14 protein-coding genes, 2 tRNA genes and 1 pseudogene are annotated in these 15,884 nt (G+C 33.2%); 13 read left to right on the forward strand and 4 right to left on the reverse strand.

Annotated elements, in window-relative coordinates:
- Positions 1 to 154: 154 nt before the first annotated feature.
- Both GQ593_RS05700 and GQ593_RS05705 read right to left on the reverse strand, forming a co-directional pair.
- Complete coding sequence (locus tag GQ593_RS05700) at positions 155 to 1,315, reverse strand: hypothetical protein (RefSeq protein WP_160431179.1); 1,161 nt, start codon at positions 1,313 to 1,315, stop codon at positions 155 to 157.
- A gap of 553 nt (positions 1,316 to 1,868) precedes the next feature.
- Positions 1,869 to 2,012, reverse strand: coding sequence for an Arm DNA-binding domain-containing protein (locus GQ593_RS05705; protein ID WP_160431180.1), 144 nt, complete (start codon positions 2,010 to 2,012; stop codon positions 1,869 to 1,871).
- Positions 2,013 to 2,149: 137 nt separating this feature from the next.
- Between GQ593_RS05705 and sbcB the strand changes: the two genes are divergently transcribed.
- The 13 genes from sbcB (at position 2,150) to GQ593_RS13795 (ending at position 13,351) form a co-directional block, all read left to right on the forward strand.
- On the forward strand, positions 2,150 to 3,595 hold the full coding sequence (sbcB, locus tag GQ593_RS05710; protein ID WP_160431181.1) for an exodeoxyribonuclease I: 1,446 nt from the start codon (positions 2,150 to 2,152) through the stop codon (positions 3,593 to 3,595).
- A 94-nt stretch (positions 3,596 to 3,689) separates the two neighbouring features.
- Entirely contained in the window at positions 3,690 to 4,130 is a 441-nt protein-coding gene (locus GQ593_RS05715) for a CidA/LrgA family protein (RefSeq protein WP_160431182.1), read from the forward strand.
- Positions 4,127 to 4,816, forward strand: coding sequence for a CidB/LrgB family autolysis modulator (locus GQ593_RS05720; protein ID WP_160431183.1), 690 nt, complete (start codon positions 4,127 to 4,129; stop codon positions 4,814 to 4,816). The genes GQ593_RS05715 and GQ593_RS05720 overlap by 4 nt, the downstream gene beginning before the upstream one ends.
- A 1-nt stretch (position 4,817) precedes the next feature.
- Positions 4,818 to 5,465, forward strand: a complete 648-nt coding sequence (locus GQ593_RS05725; RefSeq protein ID WP_202115383.1) for an ElyC/SanA/YdcF family protein — start codon at positions 4,818 to 4,820, stop codon at positions 5,463 to 5,465.
- 161 nt (positions 5,466 to 5,626) lie between these two features.
- A complete protein-coding gene (gene artP / locus GQ593_RS05730; RefSeq protein ID WP_160402280.1) occupies positions 5,627 to 6,355 on the forward strand; it encodes an arginine ABC transporter ATP-binding protein ArtP in 729 nt (242 codons plus the stop codon).
- 23 nt (positions 6,356 to 6,378) lie between these two features.
- Complete coding sequence (locus GQ593_RS05735) at positions 6,379 to 7,113, forward strand: transporter substrate-binding domain-containing protein (RefSeq protein ID WP_160431184.1); 735 nt, start codon at positions 6,379 to 6,381, stop codon at positions 7,111 to 7,113.
- A 131-nt stretch (positions 7,114 to 7,244) separates the two neighbouring features.
- Entirely contained in the window at positions 7,245 to 7,973 is a 729-nt protein-coding gene (gene artQ, locus GQ593_RS05740; RefSeq protein ID WP_160431197.1) for an arginine ABC transporter permease ArtQ, read from the forward strand.
- A gap of 12 nt (positions 7,974 to 7,985) precedes the next feature.
- Positions 7,986 to 8,663 carry an arginine ABC transporter permease ArtM gene (gene artM, locus GQ593_RS05745; RefSeq protein ID WP_160431185.1) on the forward strand — a complete coding sequence of 226 codons (678 nt, stop codon included), beginning with the start codon at positions 7,986 to 7,988 and terminating at the stop codon, positions 8,661 to 8,663.
- 1 nt (position 8,664) lies between these two features.
- The gene (gene uvrC / locus GQ593_RS05750) at positions 8,665 to 10,500 is read left to right on the forward strand and encodes an excinuclease ABC subunit UvrC (RefSeq protein ID WP_160431186.1); all 1,836 of its coding nucleotides are present in this window, start codon (positions 8,665 to 8,667) and stop codon (positions 10,498 to 10,500) included.
- Positions 10,501 to 10,608: 108 nt separating this feature from the next.
- Positions 10,609 to 11,163 (forward strand): CDP-diacylglycerol--glycerol-3-phosphate 3-phosphatidyltransferase, encoded by a 555-nt coding sequence (gene pgsA / locus GQ593_RS05755; RefSeq protein ID WP_160431187.1) that lies wholly within the window; start codon positions 10,609 to 10,611, stop codon positions 11,161 to 11,163.
- A 235-nt stretch (positions 11,164 to 11,398) separates the two neighbouring features.
- A tRNA-Leu gene (locus GQ593_RS05760) sits at positions 11,399 to 11,486 on the forward strand.
- A gap of 12 nt (positions 11,487 to 11,498) precedes the next feature.
- Positions 11,499 to 11,574, forward strand: a tRNA-Gly gene (locus tag GQ593_RS05765).
- A gap of 904 nt (positions 11,575 to 12,478) precedes the next feature.
- On the forward strand, positions 12,479 to 13,351 hold the full coding sequence (locus tag GQ593_RS13795) for a LysR substrate-binding domain-containing protein (protein ID WP_160431188.1): 873 nt from the start codon (positions 12,479 to 12,481) through the stop codon (positions 13,349 to 13,351).
- 138 nt (positions 13,352 to 13,489) lie between these two features.
- On the opposite strand, the gene GQ593_RS05775 is transcribed toward GQ593_RS13795, so the two are convergent.
- Both GQ593_RS05775 and GQ593_RS13800 read right to left on the reverse strand, forming a co-directional pair.
- Complete coding sequence (locus GQ593_RS05775; protein WP_160431189.1) at positions 13,490 to 14,677, reverse strand: MFS transporter; 1,188 nt, start codon at positions 14,675 to 14,677, stop codon at positions 13,490 to 13,492.
- A gap of 767 nt (positions 14,678 to 15,444) precedes the next feature.
- A pseudogene (locus tag GQ593_RS13800) lies at positions 15,445 to 15,884 on the reverse strand (integrase core domain-containing protein); the annotation flags it as partial.

The following is a 15,884-nucleotide window of genomic DNA, read 5'->3' on the forward strand; positions in this document are numbered from 1 at the left end:
ATCATAAAGAAAAATAACCGCAACTGATTTGGCTAACCGCTTTATGGTCAGTCGCTAGGCCATTTATAGCGAGCTAAAGAAAGCTCGCTTGAACCTTTTTGTTCCTTTAACCAGTAGGAATATCGGCGTGTTCCTGCAGATTAACAAATAAAGACTAAGGAGTAACGCAAACAGTATTTCTATAGTTGCCTTTCCAATCTCTCATCACAGATCCACTGGACGTGTCCGTTCCGTACACGTGGTCACTATCCCCCGCCCAATCACTCGTCCAAATCCATATAGCGGGGTAGAAATGATGAATATAATTCGTCGGCCATCCCCACTCAGTTACAAATCCAGCCCCTATTCGGCGCTGGGCACGATTATTAGGTGACGACGGCATGGCACCGAACTTACTACCTGGACACTTAAAGTAGGGGTTGGTAGAATCCTTACCATCACCCCGATCAATACAAACAGCATTGGTCAGGTCTTTGACCTGTGTCAAACGATACCCCAAACTAGGACACCAAGCTTCTTGCTCTTGAAAGGTCCCCCCCCACCCTTTCCTCGGATCATATTTATAATCTCCACGGATCACAAACCACTTCTGCAGGACAAACCCATATTTAATTACCTCGTTCCCCCCGCTATCTCTACCTATTATCTCAAAGGTCTGTGGTAACCTTGGCACAGCAATTCGACTTGGGTACGGATTCTGCCATTGAGAGTTTGTTGTCGCTGGACCTTTTAGCGTAACCTTAAGAAAAGACATGCTTCTATTTATACCTCTACACACATCAAATTCGATCTCTAAGCATCGCATTTCTGTTACTCTTTCCAACAATATGGTGATGATCCCCTCATTCGGGGATGACTCCCATATCAATTCATCGACCTCTCCAACCATGAGTAAATAAAAATAAAGTCCATCAGCTCCTGTAGTTGGAAAATTTAGCGCATATGATGCCGGATTGGTTGATTGGACTAAGGCTCCATAATCTGGATCCCATATACCAGGGATAGTAAACCTGAATTGTCTGTAGGATTCAAGAATAGGTCTTACATACTTGAGCTCTCCCCATTGTAACGCTGGTAGTATTATGGCATCACTACGATTATCCCCTCGACCATTTTGACCTGCCAATGCTGGCAAATGCCATAAACATGACAATAATAACAATGCCAATAGTACTTTTCGGGATAATTTTGATAGTGATTTGAGAAATAACTTCGAGAATATAAACGAGGCAAGAGGAAAAACGCATCTGATGCATCTATTTGATAAATTTAAGACATTGGTTTGCCAGTGCTGGTGTCTAAAATGATAATGCATTACTGTTCACCTGTCAAGTAAATTTATGTTTTATTTCGATTTTTTATATCTATTTGCTTATTAAATAAGCTGATTTTTAAAATCGGTGAAAGTATAACCGTTTTAAAAAAGCTTGGCTAGCTTTTTTGAGGAATTTTGGGGTGAAAATTAATTAAGTGTAGGAAAACGCCGAGTTGTTTACACTTCATGGCTAAAATAATCCTCTAAAAACTCATAAGGCGTTTTCCTACAATTAACTTGTTCTTGCTTTTCAAAAGAAAGTGACCATGTCACGCACAGGTATTTCATTAACAGGTATATCAGGAAATTGATTATAAAAATGTTTGCATACAACAGCTTGAAATAGTGTGGCAGTTTTATCTCTAGCGTTGATACATATTTTTTCCATTCAATAATCAAGGCAGGCATTCAAAATCAGACTTTTATCGTTTGCTTGGTTGTGTTTTTTGTTCTATTCCTTTGTTATATAGGTCTCTCAGTTCATCAACTAAAATCCTAGCATCTTTAAGCGATAATGATGGATAACGCGCCCTATTGTCATTCTTTGAGCTTTTCAGTTCCATCTGTAACGAAATTGAAATGCAATTGTTCCTTTTTGTGATATTCTTACGCCTAAACCATCACCATCGGTTAACTCAGGCAACCCAATATAAGTTTTATTTAATATTGATTTTAATTTTGTATCACTTAATACCATTGTATTTCTATATTCTGTAAACATCTGCAATGTGAACAAATAAAAAATGCTTAAATAGCTAAAAACAAAAATGAATAAGAATTATTATATAATTGAATTTAAATAAATAAAATAAAAATTACGAGCAAAGCTACACAATGAAAAACAACCAAGAACAGCCTACTTTTTACTTTCATGATTATGAAACTTTTGGAACTCATCCAGCATTAGATCGTCCCGCACAATTTGCTGGGGTTCGAACTGATAAAGATTTTAATATTATTGAAGAACCTCTTGTTGTATATTGTCATCAATCCCCAGATTATCTACCCAATCCTGAAGCCGTACTAATAACGGGAATTACCCCTCAAGAAGCTAATCAAAAAGGTGTTTGTGAAGCAGAATTTACTCGCCTAATTCATCAAGCTTTTAGTGAACCAAATACATGTATTCTTGGCTATAATAATATTCGTTTTGATGATGAAGTTACTCGTAATATTTTATATCGTAATTTTTATGATCCTTACGCCTATAGTTGGAAAAATGGAAATTCCAGATGGGATCTGCTTGATGTAGTGCGAGCTTGTTATGCACTAAGACCAGAAGGAATTAATTGGCCAACAAATGATGCAGGCTTACCAAGTTTTCGTTTGGAGCATTTAACAAAAGCGAACAATATTAAGCATGAACATGCACATGATGCGATGTCTGATGTTTATGCGACTATTGCAATGGCTAAATTAATAAAAGCAAAGCAGCCTAAATTATTTGATTATTTTTTCCAATTACGTAAAAAAAATAGAGTTGCAGAACTTATTGATGTGGTTAATATCACGCCACTAGTTCACGTATCTGGCATGTTAGGTAGTTACCGTGGAAACTTATCTGTAGTTGCACCTATAACTTGGCATCCAGTACAAAATAATGCCGCTATTATTTGTGATTTAACGGGAGATATTGATCTCTTAATTGAACTCCCTGTCGAGCAAATAAAAGAAAAATTGTACACAAAAACTGAAGATCTCCAATTGGGGGAAGCACGAATACCTTTAAAATTGGTTCATACCAATAAATGCCCTATTATTGCACCACTAAAAACCTTATTACCTGAAAACGCCGAACGGTTTAACATTGATATAAAGCAATGCATAATCAACCAACAAAAACTATTACAAAATCAAAAATTATTACAAGATAAAATGCAGGCGTTATTTAATATCGATGATAATAGCCCTATTAATACTATTAATTCTGATGTTGATGCTCAAATTTACGGGAGTTTTTTTAATAACCAAGATAGGTTACGCTGTGACACTGTACGAACAACTCCAATCCAGTTATTAGGTAGTTTATCAATAACGTTTGATGACCCTCGCTTAGCTACACTATTTTTTAGATACAAAGCACGAAATTATCCACAAACATTGACAGAACATGAACAACTTATCTGGAAGGATTATTGTCGTGATAAACTTCATGTTCAAAAAATCCAAGATTACTTATTAACATTGGAACAATATGCAGAAACTTATATTCACCAGTCAGAGAAACTTGCAATCATTAAACAACTTTATCATTATTGCCATTATTTAGTTGGTAATTAATTTTGACGGGCGTATTATATATGCAAATAAACCTAATTTCACACTAACTATAGGCATAATAATCATAATTTAAAATTAAGATTAAATTTACGTTATGAAACATTTTCTAGCTAAGCACGCCACTATCAAACATCGATTATATTCTTTGTACTATACACTTTTTAGTTATGGTCGGGGATTGGTCATATTAACTCTCTGTCTATGGGGTGGTGATATTATTTCTAAAATATTACCTATAATGATTCCTGGCAGTATTATCGGTTTGTTAATTCTATTCTTCTTACTTGCCTTTCAACTAATTCCCACCTGTTGGATCAAAAATAGCTGTAATCTATTCATGCGTTACATGACATTACTTTTCATTCCTGCTGCAATGGGAATAATGGATAATTATTCACTTTTATTGCAAAATTGGATACCGATAATATTTGGCTGTGTTGGTGGATCATTCATTGTATTACTTTTAACTGCTTTTTTAACGGAACAATGTCATAAGGTCATGCCAAAAAGAAAAGATGAGGACCTTCAACCATGATATGGATGCTACCATTAACGCTTTGTGTTTTTCTCGTTATTCGAAAAATATCGTTTAAAATAAAAAGTCCATTATTTAATCCCTTAGTGATTTCGGTCATAATCCTAATTCCAATATTGCTGCTTACCAACACAAGCTATATACAATACATTGGTAATGTGCAAATCATTAATGATTTATTGCCTTATTCAGTTGTTGCCCTCGCCTATCCTTTATATGAACTTATTCCACAAATTAAAGCACGTTGGAAGTCAATTATGATTATTACTTTTATCGCCTCGCTTTCTTCAATGATAACCGGTGTTTGTATTGTATTTTGGCTAGGTGGGAATACTGAAATTGCCGCATCGGTTTTACCTAAATCGGTGACCACAGCTATTGCTGTAACAATTGCGAATAGTCAAGGAGGAATACCATCTATAGCTGCACTTTGTGTGATACTAGTTGGTACGCTAGGTGGCATATTTGGACATCAAATATTGAATTTAGTAAAAATAAAATCAGCACCAGCGAGAGGATTATCAATTGGTGCGATCTCACATGCTGTTGGAACCGCTCGTTGTATCGAAGTTGATTATAATGAAGGTGCATATAGTTCGTTATCCTTGGTTTTATGTGGCATCATGACATCATTGACAGCACCGTTTTTATTTCCAATAATGGTATTTATTTTTAACTGGTTTTAGCATGAAATTAAAAAAACTTATTGCTTATATAGCTAGTTTCTGTTTGGTTTCAATGCTGGCAATTGCCAGTTTAGATTATTGGATCAGCTATAAAACAGCTCCTTATATTTATCATGATGAAAACCTATTGCCCTATCGAGCAATTGGTGTTGTGCTTGGTACCTCAAAGTATGTTCGAGGTGGTGGCTTAAATGATTTCTACCGTAATCGCATTAATGGAGCAATTGATCTTTATTGGCAAAATAAAGTTGATTATCTATTACTAAGTGGTGATAACGCCCTTTTGAGTTACAACGAACCCATTACTATGAAGAAAGATTTGATAAAAGCAGGTATTCCTAGTAATTCAATTGTGTTAGATTACGCAGGATTCCGAACTTTTGATTCTGTTATTCGAGCCAATAAAGTCTTTGATGCAAATGATTTTACGATTATTACTCAAGAGTTTCATTGCGAACGAGCGATTTTTATTGCTCTAGCACAAGATATACAAGCACAATGTTTTGCTGTGCCTTCCCCTAAAAGTATGAAGTTGGTCAGAATTCGTGAAATGTTTGCTCGAGTTGGTGCTTTTATTGATCTTTATGTTTTGAAAAAAGAACCTAAATATCTTGGTCCTACAATTCCCATCCTCTCGAATACCCAGTAGTCATCTTTAGGGATAAAATTTTGTCAAAAAGTTTCAGGAAAGCATACGTTTTAGTATAAAAACAAAGCAAAAAACTGATAGTCTAATAAATTAGATTGCATTATTATGCAAAAAAATGTAATATTTAATCAATTATTGTTTTAAAAAATATATAACTGACAATGAATATTGAATTAAACCATATTAACTGTTTTTATGGTAAACACCAGGCCTTAAATGATGTTTCTCTCTGCTATCCACTTGGTGAGACTATTGTATTACTTGGTCAGAGTGGCGCTGGAAAAAGCTCTTTATTAAAAGTTTTTAATTTACTTGAAATACCCGCATCAGGACAGATGACTATTGCCAATTCACATTTTGATTTTTCTGAAAAAATCAGTGAATCAACAATTCGTCATCTTCGTAAAAATGTAGGAATGGTATTTCAAAACTACAATTTATGGCCACATTTGACGGTGTTAGAAAACTTAACTGAAGCACCTTGCCAAATATTAAAGTTATCTAAAAAAGAAGCTAACGATAAAGCAATGGCTATTTTAAACAGATTACAAATTGATGATATGGCCAAGCGTTATCCGCTTCATCTTTCAGGCGGTCAACAGCAACGTGTTGCTATTGCTAGAGCATTAATGATGGAACCTCAAATATTATTATTTGATGAACCAACAGCAGCATTAGATCCTGCGATCACATCACAAATTGCTGAAATTATTAATGAACTTTCTGAAACGGGAATTACACAAATTATTGTTACTCACGAAGTCGATTTTGCTCGTAAAGTTGCTTCACAAGTCATTTATATGGAGCACGGTAAGATTATTGAGCAAGGGCAGTTAGAATGTTTTGCTCATCCTCAAACTGAAGAGTTTAAAGCTTATTTGTCACATTAATTAAAATAAATTTAGGTGGATATATGAAAAAAACGTTACTAGCCATTTTTCTTGCAGGAACAGCGTTTGTAGCTCAAGCAACAGACACTTTAACAATCGGCACAGAAGCAACTTATGCGCCTTTTGAATTTACTAATGAAAAAAATGAAATCATTGGTTTCGATATTGATGTGATTAATAAAATTTGTGATGAGATAAAAGCCTCATGCAAAATTGTCAATCAGTCATTTGATGGCTTAATTCCTAGTTTAAAAACTCGTCGAATTGATGCTGCTATAGCTGGAATTGATATTACGCCAGAACGTCAAAAGCAAGTTGATTTTACCAAAATTTATTATGATGATAGCTCAATTCAATTCATTACATTAAAAGATACATTAACTGACCTTCAGCAATTAAAAGGTAAAACTGTTGGCATTCAAAAAGGAACAACTTATCCAAAATATCTAAATGAAAAATTCCCAGATATTAAACAGGTCAGTTACGATAGTTATCAATTTGCTTTTTTAGATTTAAAAGCAAAACGAATTGATGCAATCGTATCAAGTTCAATAGTCGCTGGTGAATGGCTAGGTAAAGATTCTGATATTGTACCATTAAGTGATAAAATCACTGATCATGAATTTTTTGGTGAAGGTTTAGGTATTGCAGTTCGTAAAGGCAATGATCAATTACTAAATCAATTTAACCAAGCTCTGGATAAACTCAAAGCAAATGGTGAATTAGATGTTATTTATAAAAAATGGTTTAATAAATAATTATTAAACAGTAAAACTCGACTTCGCTATGATCTCGCCGCATATTTTGCGGCGAGTTTATTTTTTAATTTAACAACGGTTTTTTTATGTCAGACTTTCTAACAAATGGAACAAACTGGATTCTATCTTTGATGGATGGATATATCTTGCCACTAATGCAAGCTACATTAATTACATTATCATTAGCTTTGGTATCATTAGTTGTAGGAATGTTTTTTGCCTTTATTTTTACGCTATTAGAATCAGCTCCATTCAAACCAATTGCATGGTTAATGTCTCTTTTTAATTTAACGATTCGAGCTTTACCTGAACTATTAATTGTTGTCGCCATTTATAATGGATTACCCTTATTGCTCATATTATTAAATGATGGATTTACAATTAATTTTTACTTCACCTCATTAACAATACAACTCGATATTCAAAATTTTAATATTAACCCTTTTTTATGTGGTGTAGCTGCACTTTCACTATTATATGCAGTCTATGCGTCACAAACGCTTCGCGGTGCATTTAAGGCAATTCCCAACGGACAAAGACAAGCAGCCCAAGTGCTTGGACTTAGTAAATCACGCACATTCTTCCGTATTATAATGCCACAAATGTGGCGTCATGCCTTACCTGGATTAAGTAATCAGTGGTTAATTTTGTTAAAAGATACCGCACTGGTTTCGACCATCGCAATTAATGATTTAATGATGCAAACTAAAACCATTATTGCCCGAACAAATCAACCTTTTTTATGGTATATCATCGCAATGATTATTTATCTCATCATCTCTATTTTTAGCAAAAAAGTAATATCACGAATTGAAAAACGTTCAACTTATTTTGAACAACCAACATCAGCAAAAAGTTAATAAGGTCGTATTATGTCTGATAATTTTATTTATTACCTTAAAATCATACTACAAGGTCTACCTAATACTTTAAGCTTAGGTATTTTGGGAATTCTATCGGCAGGATTACTGGCAATTGTCTTAGCATGTTTATTATCATTAAATTCAAATGTATTAACTAAAGTTATTCGTACTTATATTATTATATTTACGGGTTCACCACTGCTTGTCCAACTATTTTTAATTTATTACGGACCTTCGCAATTTAGTGATACGTTAAGTAAAATGCCTGCCCTTTATGAACTTATTTCATCATCTTGGTTTTGTGCATACTTAGCCTTAACACTTAATAGTGCAGCTTACACAACACAAATTTTTTATGGTGCACTAAAATCTTTACCTCAAGGACAATGGCAAGCTTGTCAAGCGCTTGGTATGAATAAAAAACAAACATTAAAAGTTGTCATGCCATATGCATTAAAACGAGCTCTTTCAACTTATTCAAATGAAGTCATTTTTGTGATTAAAGGCACGGCCTTAGTATCAATGATTCAAGTGATGGATATTATGGGATATAGCAATCAATTAAATGGTGATTATTATGATTTTTCTATTTTTGTGGTTGCAGGGCTAATATACCTCTTGATAAATGGCTTACTGAGCACCATTATGAGAGTTATAGAGAAAAAAGCCCTCACATTCGAAAACTAATATGAGCCAATTTGATTCAACCTCCTTTTTGAAAACAGTCCCACATAAACCGGGAATTTATCAGATGTTTAATGATAAAGAGACGATTATTTATGTGGGCAAAGCCAAAGATCTCAATAATCGCTTAAAAAGCTATTTTAATAGCAGTAAAAAAACACTAAAAACAGATATGCTTGTTAGCCATATCCATCATGTTGAATTTACAATTACCAATACTGAAACTGAAGCCCTGCTACTTGAACAGACATACATCAAAAAACATCAGCCACGATATAATGTGCTTTTAAAGGATGATAAAAGCTACCCGTTTATAAAACTAAGCAAAGAGAGGCATCCTCAACTATCCCTTTATCGTGGAGCAATTAATCGTAAAAAAGATGAATTTTTTGGTCCTTATCCTAGTGGTTATGCAGTTAAACAGATATTAACACTATTGCAAAAAACGTTTCCAATAAGACAGTGTTTAAATACAACCTATCGAAATCGAACTCGTCCCTGTTTGCAATATCAAATTAAACGTTGTTTAGGTCCTTGTGTGCCAGGTTTAGTCAGTGATGAAGACTATTTAGAGCAAGTTAACTATGTTAGGTTATTTTTATCCGGTCAATCAGATCAAATACTACAAAAAATAACCGAAGATATGCAAAAAGCCAGTAAAGAGCTCAATTTTGAAAAGGCTGCGGTTTTGCGTGATCAACTACAAGCAATAAAACATATTAATGAAAAACAAGCTATATATAATAATAATGATAATCTTGATGTCATTGGTTTCCATTATGAATCAGGCTTGGCTTGTATATATGTCTTATTTATTCGAAATGGTCAAACCTTTGGACATCGCTCTTATTTTCCTAAAGTGCCATCGAATACTGAACTAGAAGAAGTTATTGAAACCTTTTTGGGACAATTTTATTTGCAAGGCAATCAAAATAGAAATATCCCTAAAAAGATTTTACTTAATTTTTCGTTGTCTGATAAACAACCAATGGAAGAGACACTGTCACTTATTGCTGAGCATCAAGTTAAACTGGTTGATGAACCCAAAGGTGATAATCTTAAATTACTCAATATTGCAACTGTGAATGCTCAAACTGGGGTTAAAAATAAACTACTAGCAAACTCAACAATTAAACAACGTTACGATGCATTGAAAGCCTTTTTGGGGATTGACAAAATTAATCGAATGGAATGTTTTGATATTAGCCATTTTATGGGTAAAAATACCATTGCATCTTGTGTTGTGTTTGATGATAAGGGACCGGTTAAATCTGAGTTTCGACGCTACAATATTACCGGTATTACACCTGGTGACGATTATGCAGCAATGGAACAAGTATTAACTCGCCGTTACAATAAAAAAGAGCTACCAACTGAAAAAGTGCCTGATATTATTTTTATTGATGGCGGTAAAGGACAACTTAACCAAGCTCTACAAGTATTTGAACAATTGGATGTCAATTGGAACAAAAATCACCCTATTTTAATTGGTGTAGCTAAAGGAGCTGAGCGCAAAGAAGGATTAGAAACCCTCTTTTTTGAAGCTCATGGTACGGGATATTACCTTGATGACCATTCCCCTGCACTATTGCTCATTCAACAAATTAGAAATGCATCACATGATCATGCTATCGTAGGTCAACGTAAAAAAGGGACAAAGCAACTTACTGACAGTGCATTAGAGCATATTGAAGGCATTGGTGCCAAAAGACGTCAAGCGCTACTCAAACATTTTGGCGGATTAAGAGAGTTAAAAAGTGCCAGTATTGACGAAATAGCTCAAGTGCAAGGTATATCAAAATCATTAGCTGAAAAAATTTATCTAAATTTACAACAATAACACATTGAAAAAATAACATATTTCAGGCAACATAACCATTAAGAAAAGACTGTTTTTTATCAATCTCTAATACATTGATTAATAAAATAAAAAAAGAGTTTATGTCACATGAAAATTAATTTTCCAACAGCCTTAACACTATTTCGAGTTATTTTAATCCCTTTTTTTGTGTTGGCATTTTATTTGTTTCCCTATAAATGGTCTGGTTTTTTTTCTGCATTGATTTTTTTAATTGCTGCCGTGACTGATGTATTAGATGGTTATCTTGCCCGTCGCTTAGGTCAAACAACTAAATTTGGCGCATTTTTAGATCCAGTCGCCGACAAAATCATGGTAACAATTGCACTAGTTTTAATTACCCAATATTACCAAGCATGGTGGATCTCAATCCCTGCAATTATTATCGTTTCGCGCGAAATTATAGTATCGGCCTTACGCGAATGGATGGCTGAAATCGGCAAACGCAACAATGTAGCCGTTTCGTCTATTGGTAAAATCAAAACGATAGCACAAATGACAGCGCTAACTTGGCTACTTTGGCGCCCTTGTGACATTGTTATTTACGCAGGTCTTGCAGCATTATTTATTGCAACAGTATTAACGCTATTATCAATGTTACAATATTTATGGATAGCACATAGCGATTTATTAAAAGAAGAATAACTTTTGGTTAATATTTCCATCTAAACATCTTTTTATATGAGTAGTTTTGTTCAAAAAGTTCGTATAAACAAAATTACTCATCCCCTTTCAAATTAAAAATAACTTTATTTAAACCGTCAATCAGTCAAACATTGAACAGTTAAACGATTAATTTAAAATTTTTATTGACTGAAATCATAAGATCGGTAAAATGCACTGCATTCAAAACGAATTACTTCCTAGTAATCAGTTTTGAGCCCGGGTGGTGAAATCGGTAGACACAAGGGATTTAAAATCCCTCGGCCTTTTTGGCCGTGCGAGTTCAAGTCTCGCCCCGGGCACCACTTCTTACCTATGCGGGAATAGCTCAGTTGGTAGAGCACGACCTTGCCAAGGTCGGGGTCGCGAGTTCGAACCTCGTTTCCCGCTCCAATTCAAAATTAATTATTAAGACACTAAGTTAGTAGTAATCATTTTATTTTAAATTAGTTATTAGAAGCTATTTTAATTTTTATAATACCGTTAAACAGCATAAAGTTATTTCGAGGAAAACGCCTTATGAGTTTTTAGAGGATTATTTTAGCCATGAAGTGTAAACAACTCGGTGTTTTCCTACACATTATAATTTCTAATCTAGCATCATTAATTTAAAAGCAGATGCTTAATTCGATAATAAAAAACACTGGGTGATAATGATAAACACCGACAGATTTGAGCTGTTTTATTTCCGGTATTCTTAGGCATCAATGCTATTTACTGCTGTTTGTCAGTTCGATGGTTAAGAAGGCTGAAGCCTTTTTTAATAACTAATTATATCTTTGCAACTACTTAACTTGTTTTTCTAAAGCTTGTATTCGTTTTTACTCATGGGGCATCGCACTACTTAGTTGTCTTGTCATGGAATAATCTCCATAGTCTATGGTTTATCATACCGCTAAAAATGCCACCAAGAAAAGTATACCATTACAAATGGTCCTGATATTGTATAATAGTTTTATAGAGCTTTCAAAATATGTCATCCACTAAATATAAAGTACAGTCAATCAAATAAAAACAATCTGAAAATTAAGAAAAAATGATAAAACAACAAAATTTTTTTCATCAAACAAATGGCAAGATAAATCTTAAATCGTCAATATTAATAGATGTTGATAATGTAAATAATATTCTTTCATTTAATATTAAACCAGAATTAGTAAAAATTCATCAGATGCCATCATTAATTGAAGTTAGCTAAATATTTAGCTCTTTATTTGTTAGAACAAGTGTAATTATTAGATCTTCAAAATTTAATAATTAAGTATAATACTTAATAGCTAACTAGAAGGATTTCCCTGTGTATGTAAAAAAGATAAGATCATTCATTGTATTAGCTACAAGTGATAGTTTTCGCGATGCCGCTGAGAAACTAAATATAACTCAACCAGCACTTACAAAACAAATTCAACTTCTTGAAGGAATATTCGGTTTTCAACTATTTCTGAGAGATAATCATGGTTGTTACCTGACTGATGAAGGTAAAATAATATATAAATACGCACTTAATTTAACCGATGAATTAGATAAATTCTTATGTGTAGTAAAAAAAATAAAAACAGGTAGAACGGGTGTTTTGAATATCGGACATACATTTTCTTTTATAAATATATTACCGGAAATGATAAATAGATATACAGAACACCATCCAATGATAAAAATTCAAATACATGAGTTGGATTCAGCAGAGCAGGAAAAAAGGCTATTATCTGGAGAGTTAGATATAGCTTTTATGGAAAAGCCTGTCAATAAACAAATAAAATATGAAGAGATAGGCACAGATCATTTATTAATTATATCCAATCCAAAAGACAATTTTCAGATTAATAATTTTAATGATATTAATCAAATTTTAGATAAAAATATTCTTTGTTTACCAAATTGTGATTCGCATTTTGAACTATCTCAAAAAATTTCGAAATTTCTTTTAAAAAACTCACTAAATTTTCCACAGGTATATTACACAAATAATGTTTACAACAGTATATCTATGTCCAATTTACATTCAAATGTAACGATATTACCTAATAGTTTAGTTCATAATATTAAATCAAAAATTAAATATCATGAACTCATGGGAAAAGGATCAAAATGGAAAATAGGAATGTCTTGGAATGAAGAAAGAGCAGGTGCTGATGCTCTTACTTTTATTAATGAGATGAAAAATAAATAAATTTATTTACACAGTAAAATATTTATTTTTTATACTAAAAAAAATCGATTACTTTGCTTCCACTTGTATTTAGCAAACATTATATTTTCGTATACTGAACTATATCCGTGACAGCTTGCTAAAGTCTGAGCATGCAGATCAATTAGATACATTATCGTCTCCGCTTGCATTTCCAACACCAAGTTTACCAGCATATAAAACTATAAAAATAGCTAATATCAACAAAATACACATCATGATTGGTAATACTCTTGCATCGAAAACATTTAGCAGCATTCCGCCACAAAAACCACCACCAGCTATTGCCAAATTCCAAAGTGATACAAGTAAAGACTGTGCAATATCAGCAGATTCTCCTGTTATTTTTGCTGATGCTGTTTGAAATAATGTTGCTCCACCGCCAAAAGCCAATCCCCATACTACAATTGAGACTAAGATTAACGAATAAATGTTATCAAAAGCATAAAATAATAATCCGGAGATAGCAAAAAAACTGAGAGATAAAATAATCAACTTACGTAAATATTTGTCAATAAATATCCCAACAATAGCAATACTGATAATCGATGAAATACCAAAAATAAATAGAACTACATCGACATTCATTTCATTTCCTGAAAGTTGTAAATATGGTGATATATAGGTGTAAAAAATATTATGACCAAAAGCGAAAATAAAATTTATTACTAAAATCGATTTTACATAAGGTATAGATAATACAGAAAAAATGGCATTCTTTTTCTTCGTTTTTAATGCTTCTAAATTAGGTAGTTTTAGGCATATCAAAATGACCAACAACAAAGAGATTATTGTAATTATATGAAAAGTTAATCTCCAACCGACTAACTGACCTATTAATGTGCCCAATGGAATACCTATAGATAAGGCTATCGGAACCCCTAGCATAACTATAGTTATTGCTCTTCCTTTTTTATCATCACTAACCATTCTTGTTGCGTAACCAGCCACCATTGCCCATAAAAGACCAGCAAAAATACCAGCTAAAAATCTAGCTATTAATATCATAGTAAAAGACAGAAAATATGCAGTCATAAAATTAGTAATGCCAAAACCAAGTATAACTGTTACTAATAATTTTTTTCTATTCCAACTTTGTGTAGCAATTGTTAATGGGATAGCAGATAGTAGAGAACCTAATGCGTAAAGTGTCACTAATTGACCCGCTTGAGCTTCTGTAACACTTAGATCTTCACTTATTAACAGTAAAAAACCAGCAGGCAAAGCTTCTGTCATAATTGAAATAAACAGTGCTGTTGCTAAGGTAAGAAGGCTCAATGTGGGAAATGTATTATTTGTTCTTTCCATGTAATTCGCTCATATTATAAATTTGTTTGGGGTTAAATTGAATTTATTCATCAAAGCCATAGCTAACCATATCCTCCTTAGGATAATGTTCCCTATGAATAACAAAATTAGCCATGCTTTTATCAATAAAGGCAATGTCCTTTGGACTTAATGTGATATTTACAACTTTAATATTTTCAAGTAAATAACTTAACCTCCTTGTGCCAGATATAGGAAAAATATTCTTAGATTTACTAAATAATTAGGTAAGTAATACACAATGAATTCATGCTAACAAATAATTCTATAGCTGTATAATTCCAATCATTTATTACATAATGAAAAATATTTATCACAATTAACTATCAATTTAGATGAGCTGAACCACACAAAATGTTAGATGCTTTTATTAAATAACTTGTCAATGAATGGTTTAGTGCCATAAAATGATGATTAGAGGATTAGTCAAAATTGTTTTTTACGCTTTGAGTCTACAGAAGTCCATAAGCGTCCATTAAGAACCACAAAGAACTAGTCCAAAAGGTGAGCAAAAGCAATATAGATGCCTGGATAATTCTTTTATATACAACAGCTTAATAAGCTGGATTCGAACCTCATTTCCCGCTCCAATTTTATTTAATATTAAACCGTAAGGTATCATTCATAATAAAATAGAAAGCTATCTGGGTAAATATACTCCCCTACTCGGTAAAAACTCCTTGGTCGAATAACCTTATCCATGATACTTTGTAAATACCCCAAACTTAGTACAAGATTCAAGTAGAAAATCATGCTGCTTGTTTTAGGGTTTTATACTCAATCGGCGTCATATTATTTAGTGCTTCATAAGGTCTTTCGGTGTTATAAATCGTTAACCATTCTTCGGTTATTGTCCTTGCTTGTGCTAAGTTGTTAAAAAGATATAAATCGAGTAATTCAGTACGATAGGTACGATTAAATCGTTCAATATAGCCATTTTGATAAGGACTACCGGGCTGGATATAATCAATGGCTATATCATGTGATTTAGCTTAGCTTATAAAGGTTTTTCCTGTAAATTCTGGCCCATTATCGACCCGTATTTTTAATGGATACCCATGATATTCGGCCAGTTTATCTAAGTAACGGGTAATTCTCCCTGCTGGTAAGCTTACTGCAATATCAATGCCTAGCGCCTCACGATTAAAGTCATCGATGACATTGAATGTCCTAAAGCGACGTTGATTAC

Source organism: Gilliamella sp. Pas-s25 (assembly GCF_009795885.1).
Classification (GTDB): domain Bacteria; phylum Pseudomonadota; class Gammaproteobacteria; order Enterobacterales; family Orbaceae; genus Gilliamella.